18 protein-coding genes are annotated in these 26,394 nt (G+C 71.6%); 7 read left to right on the top strand and 11 right to left on the bottom strand.

Features of this window, described 5'->3' with window-relative positions:
- Positions 1-10 precede the first annotated feature (10 nt).
- Together ACZ6JY_RS13920 and ACZ6JY_RS13925 are read right to left on the bottom strand one after the other, a co-directional pair.
- Positions 11-1,864, bottom strand: a complete 1,854-nt coding sequence (locus ACZ6JY_RS13920) for a glycosyltransferase family 87 protein (protein WP_469195588.1) — start codon at positions 1,862-1,864, stop codon at positions 11-13.
- 202 nt (positions 1,865-2,066) lie between these two features.
- Complete coding sequence (locus tag ACZ6JY_RS13925; RefSeq protein WP_469195590.1) at positions 2,067-4,745, bottom strand: D-alanyl-D-alanine carboxypeptidase; 2,679 nt, start codon at positions 4,743-4,745, stop codon at positions 2,067-2,069.
- A gap of 220 nt (positions 4,746-4,965) precedes the next feature.
- Between ACZ6JY_RS13925 and ACZ6JY_RS13930 the strand changes: the two genes are divergently transcribed.
- The 3 genes from ACZ6JY_RS13930 (at position 4,966) to ACZ6JY_RS13940 (ending at position 7,453) form a co-directional block, all read left to right on the top strand.
- Positions 4,966-5,727, top strand: a complete 762-nt coding sequence (locus tag ACZ6JY_RS13930) for a GOLPH3/VPS74 family protein (protein WP_469195592.1) — start codon at positions 4,966-4,968, stop codon at positions 5,725-5,727.
- 424 nt (positions 5,728-6,151) lie between these two features.
- The gene (locus ACZ6JY_RS13935) at positions 6,152-7,009 is read left to right on the top strand and encodes a helix-turn-helix domain-containing protein (RefSeq protein WP_469195593.1); all 858 of its coding nucleotides are present in this window, start codon (positions 6,152-6,154) and stop codon (positions 7,007-7,009) included.
- Between the two features lie 234 nt (positions 7,010-7,243).
- Positions 7,244-7,453: a DUF397 domain-containing protein gene (locus ACZ6JY_RS13940; protein WP_469195594.1), complete on the top strand. Its 210-nt coding sequence runs from the start codon at positions 7,244-7,246 to the stop codon at positions 7,451-7,453.
- 82 nt (positions 7,454-7,535) lie between these two features.
- Here ACZ6JY_RS13940 and ACZ6JY_RS13945 read toward each other — a convergent pair whose 3' ends face one another.
- Positions 7,536-8,375 (bottom strand): hypothetical protein, encoded by an 840-nt coding sequence (locus ACZ6JY_RS13945; RefSeq protein WP_469195596.1) that lies wholly within the window; start codon positions 8,373-8,375, stop codon positions 7,536-7,538.
- 89 nt (positions 8,376-8,464) lie between these two features.
- Between ACZ6JY_RS13945 and ACZ6JY_RS13950 the strand changes: the two genes are divergently transcribed.
- Positions 8,465-9,259 carry an SDR family oxidoreductase gene (locus ACZ6JY_RS13950; RefSeq protein WP_469195598.1) on the top strand — a complete coding sequence of 265 codons (795 nt, stop codon included), beginning with the start codon at positions 8,465-8,467 and terminating at the stop codon, positions 9,257-9,259.
- Positions 9,260-9,535: 276 nt separating this feature from the next.
- Positions 9,536-11,110: a sodium:solute symporter family protein gene (locus ACZ6JY_RS13955; protein ID WP_469195600.1), complete on the top strand. Its 1,575-nt coding sequence runs from the start codon at positions 9,536-9,538 to the stop codon at positions 11,108-11,110.
- On the opposite strand, the gene ACZ6JY_RS13960 is transcribed toward ACZ6JY_RS13955, so the two are convergent.
- Positions 11,107-12,225: an ADP-ribosylglycohydrolase family protein gene (locus tag ACZ6JY_RS13960; protein WP_469195602.1), complete on the bottom strand. Its 1,119-nt coding sequence runs from the start codon at positions 12,223-12,225 to the stop codon at positions 11,107-11,109. The genes ACZ6JY_RS13955 and ACZ6JY_RS13960 overlap by 4 nt on opposite strands.
- 319 nt (positions 12,226-12,544) lie before the next feature.
- On the opposite strand from ACZ6JY_RS13960, the gene ACZ6JY_RS13965 reads away from it, so the two are divergent.
- A complete protein-coding gene (locus ACZ6JY_RS13965; protein WP_469195604.1) occupies positions 12,545-13,963 on the top strand; it encodes an FG-GAP-like repeat-containing protein in 1,419 nt (472 codons plus the stop codon).
- A 94-nt stretch (positions 13,964-14,057) separates the two neighbouring features.
- On the opposite strand, the gene ACZ6JY_RS13970 is transcribed toward ACZ6JY_RS13965, so the two are convergent.
- The gene (locus ACZ6JY_RS13970; RefSeq protein WP_469195606.1) at positions 14,058-16,667 is read right to left on the bottom strand and encodes a bifunctional FO biosynthesis protein CofGH; all 2,610 of its coding nucleotides are present in this window, start codon (positions 16,665-16,667) and stop codon (positions 14,058-14,060) included.
- Positions 16,668-16,733: 66 nt separating this feature from the next.
- A complete protein-coding gene (locus ACZ6JY_RS13975; RefSeq protein ID WP_469195608.1) occupies positions 16,734-17,603 on the bottom strand; it encodes a TIGR03619 family F420-dependent LLM class oxidoreductase in 870 nt (289 codons plus the stop codon).
- A 232-nt stretch (positions 17,604-17,835) separates the two neighbouring features.
- On the opposite strand from ACZ6JY_RS13975, the gene ACZ6JY_RS13980 reads away from it, so the two are divergent.
- Entirely contained in the window at positions 17,836-19,398 is a 1,563-nt protein-coding gene (locus tag ACZ6JY_RS13980; protein WP_469195610.1) for a CehA/McbA family metallohydrolase, read from the top strand.
- Positions 19,399-19,474: 76 nt separating this feature from the next.
- On the opposite strand, the gene ACZ6JY_RS13985 is transcribed toward ACZ6JY_RS13980, so the two are convergent.
- The 5 genes from ACZ6JY_RS13985 to ACZ6JY_RS14005 form a co-directional block, all read right to left on the bottom strand.
- Complete coding sequence (locus ACZ6JY_RS13985; protein ID WP_469195612.1) at positions 19,475-21,013, bottom strand: aldehyde dehydrogenase family protein; 1,539 nt, start codon at positions 21,011-21,013, stop codon at positions 19,475-19,477.
- Entirely contained in the window at positions 21,010-22,749 is a 1,740-nt protein-coding gene (locus tag ACZ6JY_RS13990; protein ID WP_469195614.1) for an N-acyl-D-amino-acid deacylase family protein, read from the bottom strand. Before ACZ6JY_RS13990 ends, ACZ6JY_RS13985 begins: the two co-directional genes overlap by 4 nt.
- Before the next feature lie 261 nt (positions 22,750-23,010).
- Positions 23,011-24,144, bottom strand: coding sequence for an LLM class flavin-dependent oxidoreductase (locus tag ACZ6JY_RS13995; RefSeq protein WP_469195616.1), 1,134 nt, complete (start codon positions 24,142-24,144; stop codon positions 23,011-23,013).
- Positions 24,145-24,327: 183 nt separating this feature from the next.
- On the bottom strand, positions 24,328-25,125 hold the full coding sequence (locus ACZ6JY_RS14000; RefSeq protein WP_469195618.1) for an SDR family NAD(P)-dependent oxidoreductase: 798 nt from the start codon (positions 25,123-25,125) through the stop codon (positions 24,328-24,330).
- Between the two features lie 61 nt (positions 25,126-25,186).
- The gene (locus ACZ6JY_RS14005; protein ID WP_469195620.1) at positions 25,187-26,131 is read right to left on the bottom strand and encodes an LLM class F420-dependent oxidoreductase; all 945 of its coding nucleotides are present in this window, start codon (positions 26,129-26,131) and stop codon (positions 25,187-25,189) included.
- Between the last annotated feature and the right edge of the window lie 263 nt (positions 26,132-26,394).

The raw sequence follows: 26,394 nt of genomic DNA on the forward strand, positions 1-26,394 counted from the left end.
TGTGCGCCGCTCAGCGGCGCATCTCCTCCGGGCAGGGCGTGCCGCGGGGAATCTGGTACGGCGAGCCGAGCCGGTAGGTGCCCGCCTTCGGGGCGAGCAGCTCGACCCACTCGTCGCCGTGGTGGTCCTCCTCGGCTTCGAGCAGGCAGCCGTTGACGTTGGCGTACTTCTTGGGGAGCGACTCGTCGCGCTGCCGGTCCCGCTTCGACGCCTCGGTCTCCTTGGGCTGCTCGACGCCCTTGCCCTTGGCGTCGACGACGCTCAGCCACGGGGAGTACGGGATGCGGATCAGGATGCGGCCCGGCTTCTGCACGCGCAGGGTCATCTCGCCCTGCTCCGCGCGCTCCACCACGGCGTTCGGCTCGGCGAGCGGCCTCGGGTCGGTCACCTCGTACAGCCGCCAGTTGGTGTCGACCCACACCTGCTCCAGGTACGGCAGGCCGTCCGTGATGAGCTGCGTCTCGCGCTTGCCGCCGTCGCCGTCGGGCTCGCCCTTGGGGACCGCCACGTAATGCACGGACCAGCGCTGGAGCCACTCGTGGTAGTTCGCGGAGTTCAGGGTGTCGTCGTAGAAGAGCGGGTTGCGCTCCATGTCGGCCTGGCGGTTCCAGCCGCGCGCGAGCTGTACGTACGCGGGCAGCGCGGACGCCTCGCGGTGGTTGCGGGCCGGCACCACCTCGACGCGGCCCTTGGCGGCGCCCCGCTCCTTCAACTCGTTCACCAGCGGCGAGACCTCGCGCGTCCAGGAGGCGGCGGCGTGGGTGTGCACGATGTCGTCGACGGACTTGAAGCCGATCCAGCCGGTGAAGCCCACGAGGGCCACGACGACGACGTACCAGTTGCGGGACTTCGGCACCAGGTACGGCAGCGCGGCGAGGAGCACGACGCCCGTGAAGGACATCGCGAGGCGGGTGATGTTGGAGCCGATCTGCGAGCTGATCAGCCAGACGCCGAGCACGAAGGCCGCGTACACGGCCGTCGTGATCCGTACCGTCTTCCAGTCCTTCGGGACGGCGTAGTACACGATCACGGCGAAGAGCAGCGGCAGCGACGCCGACCCGAACGACATCGGCTGTGTGCCGGAGAACGGGAAGAGCCACGCGGAGAGGCCCACGACGATCGCGGGCGCGACGCCGAGCGCGTACGCGCCGGGGTAGCGCTTGCTGAGGAAGAGCGCGACGGCGACCATCCCCACGAAGAGCCCCGCCACCGGGCTGCCCATCGTGGCGAGCGCGGCGAACGGCGCGGCCACCAGGGCCTTCGCCCACCGCTTGTAGCGCCAGCGGTACGGCCAGCAGAAGACCGCGGCGACCGCCATCAGGGCGAACATCTGGCCGAGGCCGAAGGTGACGCGGCCCGAGACCGCGTTGCAGAACAGCGCGAAGACACCCGCGAGGGCGGGCCACAGCGGCTGCTTCACGGCACGGCTGCGGATCAGGATCATCGTGAGCAGCGCGGCGGAGAGCGTCCCGGCGATCATCATCGTCGTCCGCACGCCGAGCACCGACATCAGATACGGCGAGATGACGCTGTACGACACCGGGTGCATGCCGCCGTACCAGGCGAGGTTGTACGCGGAGTCGGGGTGCCGCCCGACGAACTCGGCCCAGGCGTCCTGCGCCGCGAGGTCGCCGCCGCTGTTGGCGAAGATGAAGAACCAGACGACGTGCAGCACGGCGGCCAGCAGCGTCACGGTGGTCACCGGGTGCCGGTGGGCGCGCTCCATCAGCCTGGCGGTCCGGGAAGCCGTACGGGCGGGCTCCGGGGACGGCAGCGGTATTCGCCCGGCGCCGCCGGGGCCTTCGCCCTTGCCGCTGTCCGGCTGTGCGTCGTCGTCGGCGCGCGTCGGCTCCGCTGTGGCCACTGCTGGCTCTCCCCGTGTCGTCCGTGGTCTCCGGAGGCGCCGGGTGCGATCCGATGAGGGTCCGTCCCGGTCCACCCCGTACTCGGCCCCGGCGTACTGCCCCCCGAGCTTGTGACGCTAGCACGCAGACGCGGGGGGAGACCCGGGGCGGGGTCTGCCCCCGGGTCTCCCCCCGCGTACGTTGCGCGGGCTCTCGCCGGGGTCAGCCGACGCGCTGGAGCTTGGCGCCGAAGCCCGGTTCCGCGAGGTCCTTCTGGAGGGCGACGGGCACCTTCACCGCGTCTCCCTTGCCGTCGCCGACGCTCAGCACGCCGACCTCGGTGCCCGCCTTCGCCGAGTGCGGCACGGGCTCGCCCTTCTTCTCCGTCAGGTGCAGCTTCACCGTGAGACCGGCCCAGCCCGCCGCGGCGACGTCCTTGGTGGCGACGACCGGGGTCGTGCCGCCAAGACCGTCGTCGACCTGGCCGACCACGTCACCCTTCTTGACGATGGTCTTGGAGGTCAGCGCGTCCCGGCCGGCCCCGATGAGCTTCTGCACGACGCCGGTGACCTCGTCGATGTTGGCGACGCCGTTCTTGCCGTACTGGCCGAGGGCGGCGCCGATGATCGTCTGCGTCTCGCCGCCGACCTTCTTCTCCGCGGCGAAGAGGATGTTGCCGCCCGCGGCCGTGGTGGTGCCGGTCTTGATGCCGATGGCGACGGTCGGGACGAGCCCGAAGAAGTTGTTCTGCTTGTCGCCGTTGAGGTCCTTGTAGCTGGGCTGGCGGGAGATCTCGTTGAAGACCGGGTCCTTCATCGCCGCGCGGCCGAGCTTCACGAGGTCCTCGGCGGTGGAGACGGTCGTCTTGTCCAGGCCGCTGGGGTCCGTGTAGTGGGTGTTCTTCATCCCCAGCTCCTTGGCGGTCTCGTTCATCTTCGCGACGAACGCGTCCTCGGAGCCGCTCTTGGTGTCCCAGCGGGCGAGCAGCTTGGCGACGTTGTTCGCGGACGGCAGCATGACCGCCTGGAGCGCCTCGTACTCCGTGATCTTCTGGCCCTCGGTGACCTTGACGACGGACTCGTTCTCCGCCTTGCCCGTCTCGTAGTGCTTCTGCGCGGCGGCGTCGACCGGGATGGCCGGGCCGTCCTCGCCCCTCTTCAGGGGGTGGTCGCGGAGGATCAGGTAGACCGTCATGACCTTGGCGATGCTCGCGATCGGCACGGGCTTCTGGTCACCCGACGTGCCGAACGTGCCGATGCCGTTGACGTCCATCGCGGCCTGGCCCTGACCCGGCCACGGCATGGACGGCTTGCCGCCCTCGAAGGAGACGGACTCCTGCGCGGTGAGCGTCAGGGCCGGCGCGGGCAGCGGGCGCACGGCCTGTACGACCGCAAACACGACCACCATGAGCAGCACCAGGGGCGTCCAGATCTTGACCCGGCGCACGGCGGTGCGGACGCGGGTCTCCGGAGGCGGCGGGGTGTTGGTCAGCTCGGCGAGCAGGTCGATCGGCGGGCGGGGCGGAAGGGGCTGCTGCGTCGTCCGCTCCACCGGCGGGGGCGCCTGCCCCGGCACGGAAACCCTGGGCTCGGCCTTCGGCTCCGCCGCGGGGTTCCGCCCGGCCTTCGGCGCGGGGGCCGCGGGCCTCGCCGACGGCCCGTCGAGCGGCTTGAGCGCGACGAACTTACTGGTCCGCTCGGCGTCGCCCTCGCGCTTTGCGGCGCCCTTTGCAGAATCGTTCTTGTCGCCCGGGCCCTTCGGGTCCTTCGGTCCCCCGGGGTCCTTGTGGTCGCCGATCTTGAGCGTGGTCGTCGGCTGGTCGACGGACTTCGGCGGCACGGGGGCCTTGAAGACGGCGGTGGCCTGATCGACACCGGAGGCCTTGGGCGCGTCGCCCTCGGCGGCCTTGGCTCCGGGCTTGGCGTCGGGCTTGGCGGGGGCGTCGCCCTTGGCCGGGGCCGTGGGCTTCGCGGCGTCGCCGGGCTTCGCTGCCGCGCCGCCCTTCAGCGGGGCCTCGGGCTTCGCGCCGGCGCTGGGCTTCGAGTCCGCGCTGGGCTTCGGGGCGTCGCCGGGCTTCGGGTCCGCGCCAGGCTTCGAGCCCGCGCCGGGCTTCGCCTCGGCAGCCGGCTTCGCCGAAGCCGTGGCCTTCTCGGCGACGTCCGGCTTCGCGTCGGCGCCGGACTTCGGGTCCGCGGGTGCGGGCTTGGCCTCGGCCTGGGGCTTCGCCGAAGCCTCGGACTTCGCGTCCGCGCCAGGCTTCGCCTCAGCAGCCGGCTTCGCGTCCGCGGGCTCGGCCTTGGCCGCGCTCTCGGCCTGGGGCTTCGCCGAAGCCTCAGGCTCCGCCTCAGCGTCAGACTTCACGTCACCCTTGGCAGGAGCCTCCGGCTTCGAGCCCGCGCCAGACTTCGGGTCCGCGCCAGACTTCGGGTCCACGCCGGACGTGGAGTCCGCGCCGGACTTCGAGCCCGCGCCGGACTTCGAGTCCGCGCCAGGCTTCACCGGAGGCTCGGGCTCGGCTCCCTTCGCGGGTTCGCCCGTCGCGGCAGCGGCTTCGTCCGGCTCGTCGTCCGCGTCGCCGGCCACCCACGCCGCCACGGCGTCCCGCAGCCGTTCGTCACCGCCCTCGCCGCCACCGGCAGCCGGAGTCTCCGAGGAGGCCTCCGGCGGCTCGGCGGGCTCCGGGGAGCCCGCGGCCTCGGTCTCCCGGCCGGCGACGGCCTTCGTGGAGAAGACCGCCGTCGCCCTGTCCTCCCGCGCCGCCGGAACCTCCCGGGCCACCGCGAGCCGCGGGTCCCGTTCCTCCGCTGCCGGCGTGGACGCCGCAGTCGGGTTCCCCGACGACTTCCGTTGCTTCGACCTGTCGGGGGTCTCGCCCGCCACCGATGCCTCCTCGTACGCCATGCCGTATGCCGATGCTGAATGCTGACCGTGTGCTCGCCGTGCGCCAAATCCGGCCGGACCCCACTGTCCGAACCGTGTACCAGTGTCCTGTGTGAGGGCTTAACCCCCGTGGTAGACGAGAACGACATACCTACTGGTTCCCGTACAGACCACCCACGCGCTCTCGACAGACCAATGTGAGAGGGGTCACCCTGTCATTCATCCACGCGGGGAGGCATGGATGGGCAGGAGCCGCAGAACAATTCCGGAGGAGCTTCTGCTGCTCGCTTTGGACCCGGCCACGGGTACCACAGCGCAGCCGCAGTCGCTCGACCTGGGTCTGGCCGGAGCGCAGCTAGTAGAGCTGGCACTGGCCGGACGGATAGCCCCTGACGGGGATCGTATCGCCGTGGTGATGCCACGGCCGACCGGAGATCCGACTCTGGACTCCGCACTGGAACTGCTGCGCAGGCGCGGCAGCCCGGTTCGGGCCGTCCATTGGATCGGCGGGCCCCGACTGGGGCTGCGCCAGATTTACCTCTCGCATCTGGAGCGGTGCGGCATGGTGCATGCCGTGGCGGGCCAGATGTGCGGAGTGCTGCCGACGACGCGTTATCAAGCGACGGAGACAGCGATCAGCCGGGACATCAGGGCCCGGCTGGACTCAGCGATCCGCACCGGTGTACCGCCGGACCCGCGGACCGCGGCGCTCGCCGCGCTGGCCCATGCGGTCGGTCTCGGCAAGCATCTCTACCCCGGGAACGAGGGGCGTTCATCGCGCTCCCGCCTCCGGGACCTGATCAGGCACGACCCCATGGGCGGCCTCGTGGCGCACGCCGTGATGGACGTCCAGAACGGCGTGGCGGCTCAGCCGCGCCGCAGCGCCGCACCGGCGGGCCCCCCGGGTCCCGTGGGACGGCAGCCGGCCAGGGCGGCAGCGGATTCCGACCGGATCCCGATGCAGCCGCGCCGCGGGTCCATGGCACGCGCCGTGGCCCACTGAGTACGGCGTGACCGCCCGGCACGGCCGGGTGCCCGCCGAGGAACATCACGCTCATCACGCACCGCTCAGCACCAAGCACCGCTCAGCACCACCGCACCGCTCGCACCATCAGCATCGCTCGCACCACCAGCATCGCCAGCATCATCTGCACCACCCGCATCAGCGCCGCACCGCAGTCCCCCGGGCTCGGTTCGGGAGCCGCTGAGCCGCGCGGGGAGTGGTGCCGGGACCGTCCGCTCGACGGCCTCCGGCGCCACTTCCGCGCGGCCGCACACCCGTTGACGCCGCAGGACCGACCGCACCCCCGACATCTCCCTCGATTCCGTACATCCACTGTTTCCCAGCGGTGCCGCACACGTTGGTGGCACTCTGCTGAGCGGTAGATACGTAAATTCGAGGCAGCCAAGCCGGAGGTGCACGTCCCGTGGCGTCCAATGTCAATCCCACTGTCAGGCGACGCCGTCTCGGCCAGGAGCTCCGCCGGCTCCGTGAGCTCAAGGGCATGACGGCCGAGGAGGTCGCCGAGCGGCTGCTCGTCTCGCAGTCGAAGATCAGCCGCCTGGAGAACGGCCGCCGGTCGATCAGCCAGCGCGACGTCCGCGACCTGTGCGGGGTCTACGAGGTCGAGGACCACCGCATCGTCGACTCCCTCATGCAAATGGCCAAGGATTCGCGGCAGCAAGGCTGGTGGCACTCCTTCGGCGACATCCCGTACAGCGTGTACATCGGTCTGGAGACGGACGCCGCGTCCCTGCGCGTGTACGACCCGCAGGTCGTGCCGGGGCTGCTCCAGACCCGCGCGTACGCCGAGGCGCTCATCACCGGCGCGCTCCCGGAGACGACGCCGACCGACATCGAGAAGCGCGTCCAGGTGCGCATGCGCCGCCAGGAACGTATCTCCGCGCCGGAGAACCCGCTGCGCCTGTGGACCGTCCTCGACGAGTCCGCGCTGCGCCGCGTCGTCGGCTCGCGCCATCTCATGGGCGAGCAGCTCGAACACCTCGTGGAGCAGTCCCAGCTCCCGCACGTGACGGTGCAGGTCATCCCCTTCGAGATGGGCGCCCACCCGGGCCTCAACGGCCAGTACGCGATCCTGGAGTTCCCCGACGCTGCCGACTCCAGCGTGGTCTACATCGAGGGCGTCACGAGCGACCTGTACCTGGAGAAGGCGAACGACGTGCAGCAGTACAGCGTCATGTACGAGCATCTGCGCGCCCAGGCACTCAACGTCGAGCAGTCACGCAGGCTCATCGCGGACATGGTCAAGGAGTACGCCCGCTGATTTCCGGCCTGGGATGACCGTCCCGGCAAAATTTGCCGCACGGTACACCCTCGCCCCGGCGAGGCGGAAGACCCACCTGGAATATGCCATCCGACCGAGTGAACGCCCCCCTCACCGGACGATGTTGGCGAGTAGCGTCGTTCACGCCATCGAGCCCGCACCGAGCAGGCACGTCGGCGCCGACCGCGGTCACGCGGCGGCCAGCAACTCACCAACTGGGCAACCGGAGCAGACATGGCAATTCAGCGAGGCTCGTCGAACACGTGGGTAAAGTCTTCGTACTCCACCGGGAACGGTGCGTGTGTCGAGGTCAAGTCCCCGGTGGCGACCGGCATCTCCGTGCGGGACTCCAAGGTCGTCGAGGGGCCGGTGCTCGCCTTCCCCGCCGACTCCTGGAACGCGTTCGTCAGCGGGGTGAGCCGGGGGGCCGCCGAACTCGCGTGACGCGGCAGCACCCTTGCACAGGCAACACGTATGAGCCCTCTCGACTGGCCCGCCGTCCCGGCCGAGGGGGCTCGGTCCTTCCTCAGCGCAACTGATCCACGTACAGATCGGTTCCCGGCACGGTCGGGACGAACGGCGCGAGAAGTTCGACGCGCCCGAGTCCGGACCCGGCCACGGCCTCCTCACGCCCGGCGAAACATGCCTCCCAGCATGCGCGTGGATCCTCCTGGAGGAACCACAGCAGCGTCAGCCGGGTGCCGATGCCCTCCACCTGCTTCACGTACGTCATGCGGTCGCCCGGCAGCGGCGTCGGCCGGAAGACCGTCACCATCGCGGCGGGCGAGCCGGCCAGGGCGCGCGGCAGGTGCCGAGAGCGCAGCCACTCGATGAGTTCCGTCCGCCCCGCGGTGTCCTCCGCGTCGATCACTTCGAGGACGAGGCCGCGGTACGGATGGTCGAGCGCGTGGAAGTCGCGCGGGCCCGCGGCGCCGTCGCGGTAGACGGTCGCCTCGTGGTCCTGGAAGGCGGTGAAGACGTGCCGGCGGCCCTGGTGGACGCGGCCGTCGCGGTTGAGCCGCTTGTTGATGCCGACGGTCCACTTCATGTGGTCGTCGTAGCGGCCCTCCGTCACCCAGTACGTGGAGAGATAGCACCCGGCGGTGACCGGCTCGGCGACCGCGGACTTCTCGGGGCGGCGCAGGAGCTGGAGGTCCCGCGTGGCCACCCAGCGGCGCCCGGCGTACATCCAGGGCATGGCCATCGCGCCCGCGTAGTAGTGGTCGTCCTCGTACCAGCGGTTGTACGCGTACTCGTGCCCCGGGTGCGGTTCGACCATGGTGATCAGGGCGTGCCCCGGGTGTACGCCGTAGGGCCCGACGGCGGCGAGCTCGGCGTAGACGTCACTGCGGGTCTCCTCGGCCATGTCTGTCCCCTGTCTCCCTCTTCCTTCCTCCGGCGCTCGCCCATACTCTGACGCCCCGTCAGCAAAACTGCCAGAGCCGGGAGGCGCCCATGCCGTCGTCGCTCCTGCGGGGAAAGACCGTCGTCGTCTCCGGCGTCGGCGCGGGACTCGGCCACCGGGTCGCGGCGGCCGTCGTACGCGACGGGGGCAACGCCGTGCTCGGCGCGCGCACGGAGGCGAACCTCGCCAAGTCGGCCGCCGAGATCGACCCCGAGGGCGCGCGCACCGCCCATCTGGCCACCGACATCACCGACGAAGGGCAGTGCGACGCCCTGGCCGGGCTGGCCGTCGAGCGGTTCGGGGGGATCGACGCGGTCGTCCATGTCGCCGCCTGGGACAGTGTTTTCGGCGGTCTCGAGGACGCCGACTTCGACACCTGGCGTGGCGTGCTCGACGTGAATCTGCTCGGGACGCTGCGGATGACGCGGGCGTGCCTGCCCGCGCTCAAGGAGCGGCGGGGCGGTTCGGTGGTCTTCATCGGTACGCAGTCCGCCGTCGCGGCGCCCTCGCAGGTCCGCCAGGCCGCGTACGCGGCGTCCAAGGGGGCCCTGACCTCGGCGATGTACTCCCTCGCGCGGGAGCTGGGGCCGCAGCGGATACGGGTCAACACCGTCCTGCCCGGGTGGATGTGGGGGCCTCCGGTGGAGGCGTACGTCCGGTTCACCGCGGTGACCGAGGGCGTGCCGGAGGCGGACGTCCTCGACCGCCTGGCCTCGCGGATGGCGCTGCCGGAGCTGGCGACCGACGGCGACGTCGCCGACGCCGTGACGTTCCTCGCCTCGGACCGGGCGCGGGCCATCACGGGGCAGTCCCTGTTGGTCAACGCGGGGGAACTCATGCGCTGACACCGGCTTCCCGCGCCCCTTCGGAGGGCCTCCCGCGCCCCTTCGGGGGCGCTTTTTCATGCCCTGGGAACGCCGCCCGAGAGTCACGTACATGAACGCAAGTCAGCTAAAGGAACGATTTTACTCTCCCTTGACCTGCCGCGCGGTTGTCCCGGAGGTGTGGCCGAACCCACGATGAGCGGGCACTTCCGGGGGCCATCGGGCTCCCGTCGCCCGGTACTGGCGAAGTGCGAGCCATCTCAGCGCAGTTCACCAGGCGGACCCCTGGAGGGCCATATGAACAGTCTCGACTGGGCCGTGCTCATCGGCTACTTCGGCGTGATGGTCGCGATCGGCGTGTGGTCCCACAAGCGGGTCGACAACGTCAGCGACTACTTCACCGCCGGCGGCAAGATGCCCTGGTGGCTGTCGGGCATCTCGCACCACATGTCCGGCTACAGCGCGGTGATGTTCACCGGCTACGCCGGCATCGCGTACACCTACGGCGTGACGTCCTTCGTCACCTGGTCGTTCCCCATCGCACTCGGCATCGCCATCGGCGCCCGCCTCTTCGCGCCCCGCATCAACCGGCTGCGCTCCCGGCTGCACGTGGCATCGCCGCTCGAATACCTCAAGTCCCGCTACAACCTGAAGACCCAGCAGGCGCTGGCCTGGTCCGGGATGCTGCTCAAGATCGTGGACGTCGGCGCCAAGTGGGCGGCGATCGCCACCCTGCTCTCGGTGTTCACGGGGATCTCGCTGAACCAGGGCATCCTGATCACCGGCGTCATCACGGCGATCTACTGCACGATCGGCGGCCTGTGGGCGGACGCCCTGACCGAACTCGGCCAGTTCATCATCCAGCTCCTTGCCGGTATCGCGATGTTCGTGGCCGTCGTCTCCAAGCTCGGCCCGTTCGGCGGGTTCTTCGGCGTCTGGGACGAGCCCGAACTCGCCGGACACGGAAAGCCGCTGGTCGGCCCGTACGGCACGGTCTTCCTGCTCGCCTTCCTGTTCATCAAGCTCTTCGAGTACAACGGCGGCATGCTCAACCAGGCGCAGCGCTACATGGCGACCGCGAACGCCAAGGAGGCCGCGCGCTCCGCGAAGCTCTCCGCGATCCTCTGGCTGGTCTGGCCCGTCGTCCTCTTCTTCCCCATGTGGATGTCACCGCTGCTCGTCGACGCCAAGAAGCCCGACGGCTCGGACTCGTACGCCCTGATGACCGAGCAGCTCCTGCCACACGGTCTGCTCGGCCTGGTCATCGTCGGCTTCTTCTCGCACACCATGGCGATGTGCTCCTCCGACGCCAACGCCATCGCCGCCGTCTTCACCCGTGACGTGGCGCCGGCGTTCTCCGCGAAGGCCCGGATGTGGAACGAACGGAAGGGCCTGCTCGCGGCCCGTCTGACCACCGTGGTCTTCCTGGGCCTTTCCATGGCGGTCGCGACACAGGTGAACTCCCCGACCTTCAAGGACATCATCACGGTCGTGATCAAGTGGGTCGCCGGTCTCATGGGCCCCATCGCGATCCCGATGATGCTGGGCCTGCTGCGCACCTTCCGCAAGTCCGGGCCGACCGCGGCCCTGGGCAGCTGGGGCGCCGGTCTCCTCGCCTTCTACCTGGTCAACTTCCCGATCAACGACGCGGTCGACGGCGGTGTCCCCCTGGAGTACCAGGTGTCGATCCCGCTGGCGGTCTCGCTCGTCCTCTACATCGTCATCGGTCACGTGAAGCCGGAGGACACCCCGGAGCGGGACGCGCTCATCGAGCGCATCAACACCGACGACGACGGTTCGCGGGGAGCGGCGGCCGTCCCCTCCCCCGCCGAGCCGCTGGACGACGCGGCGCGCACGCCCGTGAAGGACTAGGCGCGGGGGTAGCGGGCGAGCCAGCCGGGGGAGGAGACCGCGGGGCCGTGCAGTGCGGGGCCCTGGGTCATCTCCATGGCGAAGTCGTCCGCGAGCTCCAGTACCGTCGCCCGGCCCTCGAGCTCCGTGAGCCAGCCGGGCGGCAGCGCCGTCTCGCCGTGCAGCGCGCCGAGCAGCGCCCCGGTGAGCGCGCCCGTCGCCGATGAGGGCCCGCCGTGGTTGACGGCCAGCCGCACCCCGTGGCGGACGTCCTCGCCGACCAGGGCGCAGTACGCCGCGGCGGCGAGCGCGCCCTCGGCGGTGCCCTCCCCAAGCAGCTCCTCCACCCGGGCGGCCGTGGGCAGGCCCTGGCGTACGGCGCCCAGGGCGTGCCGCAGCGCCTCCGTGACGGTCTGCTGGCCCGGGCGGGCGGCCAGCAGGGCGAGGGCCCGCTGGATCGCGCCGTCCAGGGAGTCCCCGCGCGCCAGGCCGTGCAGGATGACGGTGTGGGCGCCCGCCGCGAGGCTCGCGGCGGGGTGGCCGTGGGTCTGGGCGGCGCACTCGACGGCGAGCTGGAGGACGAGCTGCGGCTCCCAGCCGACGAGCAGCCCGAAGGGCGCGGACCTGACGGCGGCCTCCGGGCCACGCTCGTCGGGGTTCTTGGGGGTCTCCAGCGTGCCCATGACGTCGTTGCCGAGCCCCAGGAGGCAGGCGCGGGACGGGCCGCGCCGCGCGTACAGCCACTCCTCGCGGGCCAGCCAGCCGTCCTCCTTGCGCCGCTCGTCCGGGCCCCAGTCGCTCTGGGTGGCGGCCCAGCGGCGGTAGGCGCGGTGCAGGTCGGTCGGCGGATGCCAGGCGCCGGTGTCGCGCCGCACCTGGGCGCGTATCAGCCCGTCGACCGTGAAGAGGGTGAGCTGCGTGGCGGCGGTGACCGCGCCGAGCCTGCCGTACGCGGGCGCCGGCTCGGTCAGGCCCTCGGCCCCGTACTCCTCGCGTATGCCGTCCAGGGAGAGGCCGTCCAGGGGCGCCCCGAAGGCGTCGCCGACGGCGGCCCCCAGGAGCGTGCCGCGCACCCGGCTGCGGAAGTCCTGCTGCTCGGCGCGGCCCCAGACACCGGTGGCTATTTCCGTGCCCACCGGGACCTCCCTCCGTGCCTCGACCGGTTGCGACTGCGCAGCACTGTAATCGACCAGGACTGATCGATAGGGACGTCAAGTGGTATGCGAAGAGTCGCCCTTGAGGCGGCTTTTGAACGACGTTCACGGAAGCTTCGCAGCTGCTACGAACGCCCTCCGCCGGCGGCCGTCCGGCCCCGCGTCGGCCGCCGGACAGCCAACTCGCGAGGCCTGAACGGTCAGTTAAATGCGCCTGCACCATAAAAGTCCCTGCGATGTACAACCGATTCCGCGAAACGCGCGTCTCTAGCTGTGCAACACACTTTCCCCACAGGAGGACATGCACGTGCGTCGCAGTCTCATCACCGCCGTGGCGGTCGCCTCACTCACCGCACCGCTCGCCATTGCCACCACCGCGGGAACCGCGTCCGCCGCCCCGCGGGCCGCCAAGGCTCCGGTCGTCGACTTCAACAAGGACGGGTACGCCGACCTCGCCATCTCGGCCCCGGGCACGTACGAGAGTGACGTCCCCGGCAGCGTCTCCATCGTGTACGGCTCGGCGAACGGCCCCGACAAGGCGCACGCCGTGACCATCAGCCGCGCCACGGCCGGCGTACCCGGCTCCGCGGCGGACGGGGGGCACTTCGGCACCGAGACGGCCCCCGCCGACTTCGACGGCGACGGCTACACCGACCTCGTGGTCAACGGCGGCAAGAAGCCCGTCGTCCTGTGGGGCTCCGCCCAGGGCCTGAGCGGCTCGGGCAGCGCCACGCTGGCCTCGAACGGCGCGGGCCTCACCGCCGGTGACTTCAACGGCGACGGCAAGGGCGACCTGGTCACGTCGGAGTACCCGGAGCCCGAGGACCCGATGGAGAACGACGACGAGGGCATGACCATCTCGTACGGTCCGTTCAAGCGGGACGGGAAGGCCGCGAGCACCCAGCAGGTCGCCACGAGCGCGACGTTCGGCCCCAGCGACTTCGTCGTGGGCGACGTGACAGGCGACGGCGCCGACGACATCGTCACCAGCCACGGCTTCGAGGAGATGGCGTACGACAGCCAGCTCTGGAAGGGCGGCAAGAACGGGGTGTCCACCACCTCGCAGGACCTCGCGCCCTCCCTCGGCGGCGCGGTCGCGGACATCGACGGCGACGGCTACAAGGACTTCGTCACCCGCGACATCGGTGAGTACTTCGAGGACATGCCCGACCAGAAGGGCACGGTCCTCGTCCGCTACGGCTCGGCGTCCGGCCTCTCGTCCCGCACCACGAAGATCACCCAGGACACGGCGGGCGTGCCCGGCGCCGGCGAGAAGGGCGACCAGTTCGGCTCCGCCATCAGCGCGGGCGACGTGAACGGCGACGGCTACGCGGACGTGGCCGTGGGTGTCCCCAACGAGGACATCGGTACGACCGCCGACGCCGGCAGCGTCGTCATCCTCAAGGGCTCCCGCACCGGCCTGACCGGCACCGGCGCCCAGGCCTTCGACCAGTCCAAGGCCGGTGTCCCCGGCGCCTCCGAGAAGGGCGACAAGTTCGGCGGCACCGTCCTGCTCTCGGACACGAACAAGGACGGCAAGGCCGACCTGACGGTGGGCGCGCCCGGCGAGGCCGGCACCTACGCCGCCTCCGGTGCGATCTGGCACCTGCGCGGCTCCGCGAGCGGCCTGACCACCACCGGCATCGACTCCTTCGGCCCGGCGGCGATCGGCGCCCGCGAAAAGGGCGGCGTGCAGTTCGGCGTGTTCCTGGCCCACTGAGGTTTCCCGGCCTCTTGCGGCCTGGTTTCCTGGCCCACTGAGGCCCGGCGGCGGCCGGGGGTGGCTTTTCGGCCATCCCCGGCCGCCGCTTTTCTCAGTCCGCCAGCGGCAGCAGCTCCGGCAGGTGCCCGTCCGAGGCCGCCGCGGCCCGCTGCCGCTCCTCGGGCACCTCTCCGTACAGCGTCGTCCGCGGCTTCGCGGGCCTGCCCGCCGCCTCCGCGATGGCCACGAGGTCCTCGACGGACCGGTAGGAGCCGTAACTGGAGCCCGCCATGCGGGAGATGGTCTCCTCCATCAGCGTCCCGCCGAGGTCGTTGGCGCCGGACCTGAGCATCTCGGCGGCGCCCTCCTGCCCCAGCTTCACCCAGCTCGTCTGGATGTTGGGGACGTACGGGTGCAGCAGCACCCGCGCCATCGCCGTCACCGCCCGGTTGTCGCGGGTCGTCGGTCCTGGCCGGGCGATGCCCGCGAGGTAGACGGGCGCGTTGGTGTGGATGAAGGGCAGCGTCACGAACTCCGTGAACCCGCCGACGCCCTTGGCCAGCGCCCTGCGCTGGATGGCCGCCAGCGTCCGGAAGTGGCCGAGCCAGTGCCGCGGCTGGTCCACGTGCCCGTACATCATCGTGGACGAGGACCTGATGCCCAGCTCGTGCGCGGTCTCGATCACCTCGGTCCAGGTGGCCGTCGGCAGCTTGCCCTTGGTGAGGACCCAGCGCACCTCGTCGTCGAGGATCTCGGCGGCCGTCCCCGGGATGGAGTCGAGCCCCGCCTCCTTGGCGGCGGTGAGCCAGTCCCGGATCGACAGGCCGGTCCTGGTGGCGCCGTTGACGACCTCCATCGGCGAGAAGGCGTGCACGTGCATGCCCGGCACGCGTTCCTTCACGGCACGCGCGATGTCGAAGTAGGCGGTGCCCGGCAGGTCCGGGTGGATGCCGCCCTGCATGCATACCTCGACGGCCCCCACGCCCCAGGCCTGCTCGGCCCGGTCGGCGACCTGGTCGAGGGAGAGCGTGTAGGCGTCGGCGTCGGTCCTGCGCTGGGCGAAGGCACAGAAGCGGCAGCCGGTGTAGCAGACGTTGGTGAAGTTGATGTTTCTGGTGACGATGTACGTGACGTCGTCGCCGTTGACCGTTTTGCGGATGTCGTCCGCGACGGAGCAGAGCGCGTCGAGCGCGGGCCCGTCGGCGTGCAGGAGCGCCAGCGCCTCGTCGTCGGTGAGCCGCGTCGGGTCGTCGGCGGCCTGCTTCAGGGCCGCGCGCACGTCGCCGTCGATGCGGGAGGGCACCATGCCGGGCGCCGCCCGCTCGCGCAGCGCCTCCCAGTCGCCGTACACCTCGTCGAAGTCGTCGCGCCGGTCGGCGGTGCGCCCGGTGGTGTCGATGGTGCGGTGCAGGTCGGTACGGCCCGACGACGCCACGAACCCCTCGTCGGGCTCCTGCCAGGGGTGGCCCTCGACGACCGCGTCGGGGCGTGCGAGGCCGGTCTCCGGGTCGGCGAGGGCCCGCAGGTGCGGCAGGAGCCGCGGGTCGAGCCAGGGCTCACCGCGCTGCACGAACTCCGGGTAGACGCAGAGCCGTTCGGCGAGCCGGAAGCCCGCGGCGGCGGACCGCTCGGCCAGCTCCTCCACCCGCGGCCACGGCTTCTCGGGGTTGACGTGGTCGATCGTGACGGGCGATACGCCGCCCCAGTCGTCGATGCCCGCCCCGATGAGCCGCTCGTACTCGCCCGCGATGAGGTTCGGCGGCGCCTGGATGTTCCCCGAGGGCCCCATGATGTGCCGGGCGACGGCGATGGTCGCGACCAGATCGTCGATCTCGGCGTCCGGCATGCCGCGCATCGCCGTGTCCGGCTTGGCGCGGAAGTTCTGGATGATCAGCTCCTGGATGCCGTGGTACGCCCGCGCCACCCGCCGCAGCGCGAACAGCGCGTCGGCACGCTCCTCGTACGTCTCGCCGATGCCGATGAGCAGCCCGCTGGTGAACGGCACCGACGAGCGCCCCGCGTCCTCCAGGACCCGCAGCCGCACGGCGGGCTCCTTGTCGGGCGAGCCGTGGTGCGGCTGCCCCGGCTCGCTCCACAGCCGCTCGGAGGTGGTCTCCAGCATCATCCCCATGGACGGCGCGACGGGCTTGAGCCGCTGGAAGTCCGTCCAGGTCATGACGCCGGGGTTGAGGTGCGGCAGCAGCCCGGTCTCCTCCAGGATGCGGATGGAGATGGCACGGACGTACGCGAGGGTGTCGTCGTACCCCTCGGCCTCCAGCCACTCGCGGGCCTCGGGCCAGCGGTCCTCCGGCTTGTCGCCGAGGGTGATCAGGGCTTCCTTGCAGCCCAGTTCGGCGCCGCGCCGGGCGATGTCCAGGACTTCGTCGGGGGACATGAACATGCCGTGGCCGTCCCGGCGCAGCTTTCCTGGCACGGTCACGAAGGTGCAGTAGTGGCACTTGTCGCGGCAGAGCCGGGTGAGCGGGATGAACACGCTCTTGGAGTACGTGATGACGCCGGGCCGCCCCGCCGCCTCCAGACCCGCGTCACGCACCCGCGCCGCGGAGGCCGTCAGATCGTCCAGGTCATCGCCGCGCGCCTGGAGCAGCACGGCCGCCTCGGTCACGTCGAGCGCCACCCCGTCCCTGGCCCGCCTGAGCGCGCGGCGCATGGCGTTCGCGGTGGGTCGTCCGGCCTCGGGGGGCTGCGCGCTGTTGGTCATGTCCCCGAGCATACGAGCGGTCACACACGACGCGAACAGGCACTTCCGCCCCTTTTCCGCCGTGCCTCACTCCCGTGGGGTCACGTACCGCCGCATCCCGTCCAGCGCCCGGCAGACCTCCGCGGCCCCGGCCGCCGGAAGCTGCACGATCACCTCGTCGACGCCCAGCTCCGCGTAGTGCGCGAGTTTGCCGGGCTCGGGGGCCACGCCGGTCAGCGCCACGTACAGGTCGTCCGCGTCGCGCCCCGCCTCCGCCCACGTGGCGCGGAGCACCGGCAGCGCCTCGCGCAGCCCGCTGCCGCCGATCGGCATCCAGCCGTCCGCGTACTCCGCGATGTGCGCGAAAAGCCCGGGGCCCGCGGCGCCGCCGATCAGCGTGCGCGGGCCGTACAGCGGAGCCTTGCCGAGCCGTTTGCGGGGCGGCAGGGACGGCTTCGGATGCACCTCGCTCGCCCGCACCGAGCCGAACTCCCCCTCGTACTCCGTGGGCCGGTCCGACCAGAGCGCCCGCATCAGCGCGAGGCGGTCCCGCACGAGCGCCCGCCGTCTCGGCCACGGCACCCCGTGGTCCTCGGCCTCCTCGCGGTTCCAGCCGTAGCCGACGCCGAACGTGAAGCGCCCTGCGGAGAGGTGGTCCAGGGTCGCGATCTGCTTGGCCAGGTCGATGGGGTCGTGCTGGGCGACCAGGGCGATGTTGGTGCCCAGCGTGATCCGTTCCGTGACGGCGGCGGCCTGGGCGAGGGCGACGAGCGGGCTGAGCATGCGGGCGCACTCGGGCGGCAGGTCGCCGCCAGGGTAGGCGGTCTCGCGGGGCACGGGGATATGCGTGTGCTCGGGCACGTAGAGGCCGTCGAAGCCGCGCCCCTCCAGCTCGCGGCCGAGCCGAGCCGGGCCGATCGTGCCGTCCGTCAGGTACAGCGTCGCCGAGATGCGCACGGGTGCCTCCGGGAGCGTCGGTGTGGGGCACTTCCTCGGCCTTTCCTATCCCCGTAAAGCCGGTTGGTCCATGGCTGTGACGGCACCGCGCGGGACAGCGGCACACCCGCCACGCGCGACACGCCCGCGAAGTCCTCCCGTCAATCACCTTCCCTTGCCGCAGAGTTAACGGCTGAATACCAGGGTTGCACGCACCACCCACGTCACCACCGACACCCTGGGGAGCCGCAGCATGTGTGAGGACGTACACCACCACGGGACCGCGTCAGGCCCGGCAAAGGACGCGTCCGGCCTGAACCGGCGCGGATTGTTCGTGACGGGAGCCGCCGCCGCGCTTACGTTGGGCGGTGTGAGCTTCGCGAGCGGCGCCGAGCGGCGCGCCCCGGCCGGCGGCAAGCAGACGAAGACGGTCAGCGGGACGCTGCCGCCGGGCGCCCCCGACTTCGTCTACCTGCCCGTCGAAGTACCGCACGGCGTCCGCGAGCTCCACGTCGCCTACTCGTACGAGAAGCCGTCCGTGCCCGCGGGCACCCAGGGCAACGCCCTGGACATCGGCGTCTTCGACGAGCGCGGCACGGACCTCGGCGGCCGTGGCTTCCGCGGCTGGTCCGGCGGCGCCCGCACGGAGTTCTTCATCCGCGCCGACGCGGCCACGCCCGGCTACATCCCGGGCCGGGTCCGCGCGGGCACCTGGAACATCGCGCTCGGCCCGTACTCGGTCGCCCCCGGGGGCCTCCCCTACGAGGTGACCATCACGCTCACCTACGGGGCGCCCGGCACGACCCCGCGGCCGGTCCACCCGCCGGAGCGGGCGAAGGGCCGCGGCCGCGCCTGGTACCGCGGCGACTGCCACCTGCACTCCGTCCACTCCGACGGCAGACGCACCCTCGCCGAGGTCGCCGCGGCGGCGCGCGCCGCCGGGCTCGACTTCATCAACAGCTCGGAGCACAACACCCACTCCGCGCACGCCCACTGGGCCGAGCACGCGGGCGACGACCTGCTGATCATGCTGGGCGAGGAGGTCACCACCCGCAACGGCCACGTGGTCGCCCTCGGCACCGACCCCGGCACGTTCATCGACTGGCGCTACCGGGCCCGCGACAACCGCTTCGGCAAGTACGCGCGGAAGATCCGCGACGCGGGCGGCCTCGTCGTCCCCGCCCACCCGCACGCCACCTGCGTCGGCTGCAACTGGAAGTTCGGCTTCGGCGAGGCGGACGTGATCGAGGCCTGGAACGGCCCGTACACCCCGGACGACGAAGTGGCCCTCGCCGACTGGGACAGCCAGCTCGTCTCCTCCGTACGCGGCGGACGGCCCTGGATCCCGGCGATGGGCAACAGCGACGCCCACCGCGACCCCGACCCGGTCGGCGGCCCGCAGACGGTGGTCCTGGCCGACGACCTGACCCGCGAAGCCATCTTGGAAGGCTTGCGCCGTGGCCGCTCCTACGTCGCGGAGTCCAAGGACGTGGAGCTGTCCTTCTCGGCGGCGGGCGGCAAGGGCAGGCACGCGGGCATCGGCGAACGCCTGGACGTCTCCCGCGACACCCCGCTCACGATCCGCCTGGACGTGCGCGGCGCCCCCGGCTGCACCCCCCGCTTCGTCACCGACCAGGGCGTCCTCCACACCGGCCCCGCCCTGCCCGCCTCGGGCGAGGGCACGCTGGTATGGCACACGACGGCGTCGTACGCGGCCTACGCCCGCGCCGAGGTCCGCCACCCAGCGACGACCCCCGGCCTCCCAGGCCCCCTACGAGCCTTCACGAACCCGGTATTCCTGGGCCACGCGGGTTAGCCGGGCGGGGTTGCAGAAAAGTCCCGACCTGGCGCCCGTTTCGTCCCGTTACGGCCGGGACTTTTCTGCAACCACGTCACCCCGGCCACACGATCGCCTGGGTCTCGCTGTATGCGTGCAGGGCGTATGAGCCCACGTCCCGGCCCACGCCGCTCTTCTTGAAGCCGCCGAACGGGGCCTCCATGTTGCGGCCGATCGTGTTGACGCCGACTCCGCCCGCGCGGAGGCGGCGGGCCACGCGGAAGGCGCGGGCCACGTCGCCGGAAAAGACGTAGTCGATGAGGCCGTAGTCGGTGTCGTTGGCCAACGCGATCGCCCGCTCCTCGGCCGCATCCGGGGCCTTGGCGTCCTCGCCGTCGCCGTCGCTGTCGCTGTCGCTGTCGCTGTCGCCGTCGAAAGGGATGACCGTGACCACCGGGCCGAAGATCTCCTCGCGGACCGCCCGCATGTCGTTGGTGCAGTCCGCGAGGAGCGTCGGGGCGACGTAGAAGCCCCTGCCGAAGCCGGGCCCCGCGGGGCGCTCGCCGCCCGCGGCGACGCGGGCGCCCTCCTTGCGGGCCAGTTCCACGTACGACTCGATCCGGTCGCGGTGCGCCGCCGAGATGACGGGGCCGACGATCGTGCCGGGCTGTCGCGGGTCGCCGACCGGCAGGTGCCCGATGTACGACGTCAGCCCGTCGAGGAGCCGCTCGTACACGCCGCGCTGTGCGAGGACGCGGGTCGGGGCGGTGCAGATCTGGCCGCTGTAGAAGGAGAAGGTGGTGCCGATGCCGGCCACCGCCGCGGCCAGGTCCGCGTCGTCGAAGACGATCGCCGCACCCTTGCCGCCCAACTCCATGAGCTGGCGTTTCATGTCACGGCCGCAGACCTCGCCGATGCGCTGCCCGACCGCCGTCGACCCGGTGAAGCTGACCATGTCGACGTCCGGGGAGCCGACGGCCGCCTCGCCGACGGCGACGTCCGTGCCGGACACGACGTTCACGACGCCGGGCGGGACGCCCGCCTCCTCCAGGGCGGCCGCCATCCGGTACACGGAGAGCGGGTCCTGCGGGGCGGGCTTGACCACCACCGTGTTGCCCATGGCGAGCGCGGGAGCGACCTTGCCCGCGGCGTTCGCCCAGGGGTTGTTGTACGAGGTGACGCAGGTGACGACGCCGACCGGCTGGCGCACGGCGACCGCGCCCATGACGCCCGCCCTGCCCATGGGCCCGGCCTCGTTGATCTGCGGCGGCAGGGCGGACTCCACCGGTTCGAGCGCGCCCTTCGCGTACCGCTCGAAGCGGGCGACGGCCACCGCGACCTGCATGCCGCGCGCGGTGGCGGTCGTCGCGCCGGTCTCGGCCTGGGCGAGTACCGCGTGTGCCGCGCTGTCGCGACGTATGACCGAGGCGGCGCGGGACAGGATCGCGGACCGCTCGTCGGGGCCCGTACGGGACCAGCCCGCGAAGGCCTCGCGGGCGGCGGCGGCAGCCGCGTACGCCTGCTCGGGGCTCGCCTCGGGCGCGAGTCCGACGGTCTGTTCGCTCGCCGGGTCGACGACCTCGTAGTGCCCGTTGTCCGGCGCCACCCACTGGCCGCCGATGAACAACCGCTGCGGGTCCTCGCGGGGGCTCATTTGGTGCTCACCGTCCTCGTGTCGCGGCCGGAGCGCAGGATCTTGCCGGGCACGGCCCCGGTGACGACGTCCTCGCGGATCGCCTCGACACCGTTGACCCAGACCGCGTTGACGCCGATGGCCTTGGAGTCCAGGCGGGGGCTGTCGCCGGGCAGGTCGTGGACGAGCGTGGCCTTGCCCGCGTCGATCCGCTCCGGGTCGAACAGGACCAGGTCGGCGTGGAAGCCCTCGGCGATCCGCCCGCGCTCGCGCAGCCCGAACAGCCGGGCCGGGTCGTCGGTGAGCATCTTGACCGCCTCTTCCAGGCCGACGAGCTTCCGGCCGCGCAGGCAGTCGCCGATGAACCGGGTCGTGTACGGGGCCCCGCACATGCGGTCCAGGTGCGCGCCCGCGTCCGAGCCGCCCAACATCACGTCCTCGTGCCGCCAGGTCTCGGCGCGCAGGGCCCAGGAGTCCGGGTCGTTGTCGGTGGGCATCGGCCAGAGCACGGTGCGCAGCTCGTCGGCGGCGCATATCTCGACGAGGCACTCGAAGGGCTCCTGGCCGCGCTCGGCGGCGATGTCACCGACGATGCGCCCGGTGAGACCCTGATTCCTCTCGCTGTACGTGTCCCCGATGACGTAGCGGTCGAAGCGGGCGAGCCGCCTGAAGACGCCCGCCTCCTTGCTGTCGGCGCGCCGCAGCATCTCCCCGCGGACCGCCGGGTCGTGCAGCGCGGCGATCCGCTCGGGCACGGGCAGGCCGAGGATGTCGCCCCAGCCGGGGATGAGGTTGAGGGCGCAGAACGTGCCGAGCGACATGTTCATGGGGGTGAGGATCGGCATGGTGAGGGCGACGATGCGGCCCCCCGCGTCCCGGGCCCGCTCGCTGGCCAGGAGTTGGCGCGGCACGCGCTCGGGGACGGCGGCGTCGATGGTGAGCACGTTCCAGTTCAGGGGCCGGCCTGCGGCCACGCTCATCCCCACGAGCAGCTCGATCTCGTCGTCGCCGAACTGGTCGAGGCACCCGGCGACGATCGCTTCGAGCTGCGTCCCCTCGTGTTCGGCGACGGCACGGGAGAGCGCGAGCAGTTCGTCCGGCCCGGCGTGGCGGGAGGCCACCGGCTGTCCGTCGCCGTCGGAGTGGGTCGACGACTGGGTGGTGGAGAGCCCCCAGGCGCCCGCGTCCATCGCGTCGTGGAGGAGCCGCACCATCGCGTCGAGCTGGGCGGGGCTCGGCTGCCCGCCGACCGCGTCGGGGCCCATCACGTGGCGCCGCAGGGCGCAGTGCCCGACCATGAACCCCGCGTTGACGGCGACGCGCCCCTCCAGGGCGTCCAGATACTCCCCGAACGAGTTCCACGTCCAGGGCGCCCCTTCCTCCAGGGCGACCAGCGACATCCCCTCGACCTTGGACATCATCCGCCGCGTGTAGTCGGCGTCCTCGGGGCGCCCCGGATGCAGCGGCGCCAGCGTGAAGCCGCAGTTGCCGCCGGCGACGGTGGTCACGCCGTGGTTGAGTGACGGCGTGGCGTACGGGTCCCAGAACAGCTGGGCGTCGTAATGCGTATGCGGGTCGACGAACCCGGGCGCGAGCACGAGCCCCCGGGCATCCTCCCCGGACCGCGCCTCCTCGACGACGGCCCCCGGCTCAGCGATGACGGCGACCCGCCCGTCCCGCAGCCCGACATCGGCGACATACCCGGGAGCGCCGGTCCCGTCGACGACGGTCGCACCCTTGATGAGGTGATCAAGCATGACGTCCCTTCCAGGAAGCGAGCGATTCGTACGGGCCGATCCCTGGACCGGCAACTACCAGCCGGTCCGGCGCTTGAGGACGAGCCCGCAGGGCGAGTTTGAAGCCCGTCCGGCGTTTGAGGACGAGCCCGCAGGGCGACAGACAGGGACGCAGCCCCGGGGCACAGGACCAGCCCCCGGGCACCGGGACTGAACCCGCCCCCGTCTGGAAAGACCCCGGCTTCCGTCCGGGAGAGGAAGCCGGGGAGCCCAAAACCCGGTTCACCCCCGGCGGCCCCCACCCCCACGGAACCGCGAGGTCCGATGCACCGGATCCGTGTCGATCTTCGGGATCACGTGCTCACCGATCAGCCGGATCGTGTTCTTCGTGTCCTCGGGCGAGATCCCGATGGGCAGCCCGAAGCTGAGCTGATCGGCCCCGGCCTGCTCCCACCGCTTGCACTGCGTGAGCACCTCGTCCGGGTCACCGCAGATCATCAGCTCCTCGGCGATGAGCAGCTCGATGATCTCCTCGCTGTACGCGGGGAGCAGTTCGGGCCACTCGGGAATGCCCTCGGGCCGCGGAAACGTGTCGTGGTAGCGGAACAGCAGCGACTGGAGGTAGTTGAGCCCGCCGCCGACCGCGATCTCCACGGCCTTGGCATGCGTCTCCGCGCAGATCGCCGTGGACGTCACCATGACGTTGTCGTTGACGAAGTCGCCGATCGCCTCGGCCTCCTTCACGGCCGTCTTGTACGACTCGACGACCCACTCCATGTCGGAGACCTTCTGCACGCTGAAACCGAGGACGCCGAGCCCCTTCTTCCCCGCCATCGCGTACGAGGAGGGGGACCCGGCGGCGTACCACATCGCCGGGTGGGACTTCCCGTACGGCTTGGGCAGGATCTTGCGCGGCGGCAGGGACCAGTGTTTGCCCTGGAAGCCGGCGTACTCGTCCTGGAGCCACATCTTGGGGAACTCGGCGATCGTCTCCTCCCAGAGCTCCTTGGTGTGGTTCATGTCGGTGATGCCCGGCATGAAGCCGAGGATCTCGTGCGAACCGGCGCCGCGCCCCGTCCCGAACTCGAACCGCCCCTCGGAGAGGTGGTCAAGCATCGCGACCTTCTCGGCCACCTTCACCGGGTGGTTGACGGGCGCGAGCGGGTTGAAGATGCCGGAGCCGAGGTGGATGCGGTCGGTGGCGTGGGCGAGGTACCCGAGGAAGACGTCGTTGGCGGAGAGGTGTGAGTACTCCTCCAGGAAGTGGTGCTCGGATGCCCAGGCGTACTTGAAGCCGGACTTGTCCGCCTGGATGACGTACTCGGTCTCCTCGATCAGCGCCTTGTGCTCCGCCTCGGGGTCGACCTGGGCCCGCGCGGCGGGCACGTATCCCTGTACAAAGAGCCCGAATTCCAAGGAATGTTCACCGTCCTCATGAGGTCCTGGGGGGGGCTGACAGCTACTGGCGGATGCCGGCCATTTCTGACGGCCCGTCAGATACGTTGCGTCGACTGTTCCACCGAGGCGGTGCACCGTCAATAGCTGACGCCCAGTCAGCCCACTGTGCGGGCGCGGGCGCCGCTCCGGCGGGGCGCCCGGTCAGATGACGCTGACCCCCGCCAGCCAGCCGCCGTCGATGACGAAGGGCTGGCCCGTGATGTACGCGGAGTCGTCGCCGGTCAGGAACAGCGCGAGCGCCGCGACCTCCTCGGGCGCGCCGACCCGCCCCAGCGGCACCAGCTTCTTGTACAGCTCCGCGACCGCCGCCCCCGCCTTCTCCGGGTCGGCGGTGGGGTCGAGCTGCGCCGGGTTGGTCATGGGGGTGTCGACCGCCCCCGGGCACACGGCGTTGACGCGGATGTTCCGCCCGGCGAGCTCCAGCGCGGCGACCCGCGTGAGCCCGAGGATGGCGTGCTTGGTGGCGGCGTACGCCCCCACGTACGCCATGCCCGTGAGGGCCGTGTAGGAGGCGGTGTTCACGATGGTGCCGCCGCCCGCCGCGCCGATCTCGGGGGCGACGGTACGGATGCCGAGGAAGCAGCCGATCTGGTTGACCTGGATGATCTCCTGGAACTCCGCGAGCGGGGTGCTGAGCAGTTCGTTGAAGCGGAGGATGCCCGCGTTGTTGACGAGGCCGTCCACCTTTCCGTAGGCGTCCTTGGCCGTGGCGACGGCCGCCTGCCAGTCGGCCTCACGCCCGACGTCCAGGTGGACGTACCTGGCCGCCCCCTCCCCCCGCTCCTCCTCGATCTCCTTGGCCAGGGCCTCGCCCTGGTCGTCGAGCACGTCGGCGACGACGACCCTCGCCCCTTCGGCGGCGAAGAGCCGCGCCTCCTGTTCGCCCTGCCCGCGCGCGCCGCCGGTGACGATGACCACGCGGCCGTCCAGCTTGCCCATGCCGTACTCCCTTGTCTTCTCGGGTGGTGCGGGGCGTCTCTCTCCTCGGGTGGTGCGGGCGTCAGTCGTCGAGGTGCGGGGCCACGTCCGCGGCGAACGCCGCCATCTGGTCGGTGAGCTCGGTGCGGCCGCGGCTGCGGAAGCGCACCTGGATCTGGTCGACGCCCATCGCGCGGTAGGCGCGCAGGGACTCGGCGAGGGCGTCGGGCTTTCCGCTGAGGGTGCGCCGGCCGACGGGCCAGGCGGCCTCGCCCACGTACAGCACCTCGGTGATCGCGCCGATCGTGACCGGCTCCTCGATCCCCGCCTCAGCGCGCAGCCGCCTGAGCCGCTCGATCTGCGCGGGCAGCTTGTCCCGCGGGTCGCCCTGGGGCAGCCAGCCGTCGCCGCGGGTCGCGGCCCTGCGGATGGCGGCGGGCGACGAGCCGCCGACCCACAGGGGTACGCGGCGCTGGGCGGGGCGGGGGAGCTGGCCGAGCCCCTCGAAGTGGAAGCGCTCGCCGTGGTGGGTGGGGTACTCGTCCGGGCCGAGGGCCGCCCGCAGCGCGTCGACCGTCTCGTCGAGGACCGGCCCCCGCCGCTCGAAGTCGACCCCGAGCGCCTCGAACTCCTCCCGTACGTGGCCCGCGCCGACGCCGAGGATGAGGCGCCCGCGGCTGAGGTGGTCGAGGGTCGCGTACTGCTTGGCGGTGGCCAGGGGGTGACGCAGGCCGACGATGGCCACGTGGCTCAGGAGGCGGACGTGCTGCGTGATCCCCGCGAGGTAGGACAGGGTGGCCACGGGGTCGTACCAGACGGTGCTCATGGCGGCGGCGAGGCGGCGGGGGATCGCCACGTGGTCGCAGACCGCGAGGTAGGCGAAGCCGGTGCGGTCCGCGGTACGGGCGATCTCGGCGAGGTCTCCCGGCCCTGCGGCGGCCTCCCAGGGCTCGGCGTAAAGCGAACTCTGCGACTGCACAGGAAGCTGCATCCCATACGCGAGCCCCCCTCCCTGATCCCCACCCATGACCAACGCCACCCTCCACTAGGCCGGACTGGCGGCCATGGTGATATCTGACGGGCCATCAGGCAAGGGGTAGGGGGGCACGGCTGGAAGGCGGGCGCGGGGCCGGTAGGGGGCGTGGGGCCGGACGGCGGACGCAGCGCCGGAAGGCAGGCGCGTGCCGGTAGGCAGGCGCGACGCCGGAAGGCGAGGCGCGACGCCGGAAGGCGAGGCGCGACGCCGGAAGGCGAGGCGCGACGCCGGAAGGCGAGGCGCGACGCCGGAAG

Source organism: Streptomyces sp. NPDC046335 (genome assembly GCF_055587985.1).

Coding starts and splice junctions, on each gene's coding strand:
- ACZ6JY_RS13925 (WP_469195590.1), bottom strand. CDS start 4,745: ATGGCGTACGAGGAGGCATCGGTGGCGGGCGAGACCCCCGACAGGTCG.
- ACZ6JY_RS13930 (WP_469195592.1), top strand. CDS start 4,966: ATGGGCAGGAGCCGCAGAACAATTCCGGAGGAGCTTCTGCTGCTCGCT.
- ACZ6JY_RS13940 (WP_469195594.1), top strand. CDS start 7,244: ATGGCAATTCAGCGAGGCTCGTCGAACACGTGGGTAAAGTCTTCGTAC.
- ACZ6JY_RS13945 (WP_469195596.1), bottom strand. CDS start 8,375: ATGGCCGAGGAGACCCGCAGTGACGTCTACGCCGAGCTCGCCGCCGTC.
- ACZ6JY_RS13950 (WP_469195598.1), top strand. CDS start 8,465: ATGCCGTCGTCGCTCCTGCGGGGAAAGACCGTCGTCGTCTCCGGCGTC.
- ACZ6JY_RS13955 (WP_469195600.1), top strand. CDS start 9,536: ATGAACAGTCTCGACTGGGCCGTGCTCATCGGCTACTTCGGCGTGATG.
- ACZ6JY_RS13965 (WP_469195604.1), top strand. CDS start 12,545: ATGCACGTGCGTCGCAGTCTCATCACCGCCGTGGCGGTCGCCTCACTC.
- ACZ6JY_RS13970 (WP_469195606.1), bottom strand. CDS start 16,667: ATGACCAACAGCGCGCAGCCCCCCGAGGCCGGACGACCCACCGCGAAC.
- ACZ6JY_RS13980 (WP_469195610.1), top strand. CDS start 17,836: ATGTGTGAGGACGTACACCACCACGGGACCGCGTCAGGCCCGGCAAAG.
- ACZ6JY_RS13985 (WP_469195612.1), bottom strand. CDS start 21,013: ATGAGCCCCCGCGAGGACCCGCAGCGGTTGTTCATCGGCGGCCAGTGG.
- ACZ6JY_RS13990 (WP_469195614.1), bottom strand. CDS start 22,749: ATGCTTGATCACCTCATCAAGGGTGCGACCGTCGTCGACGGGACCGGC.
- ACZ6JY_RS14000 (WP_469195618.1), bottom strand. CDS start 25,125: ATGGGCAAGCTGGACGGCCGCGTGGTCATCGTCACCGGCGGCGCGCGC.
- ACZ6JY_RS14005 (WP_469195620.1), bottom strand. CDS start 26,131: ATGGGTGGGGATCAGGGAGGGGGGCTCGCGTATGGGATGCAGCTTCCT.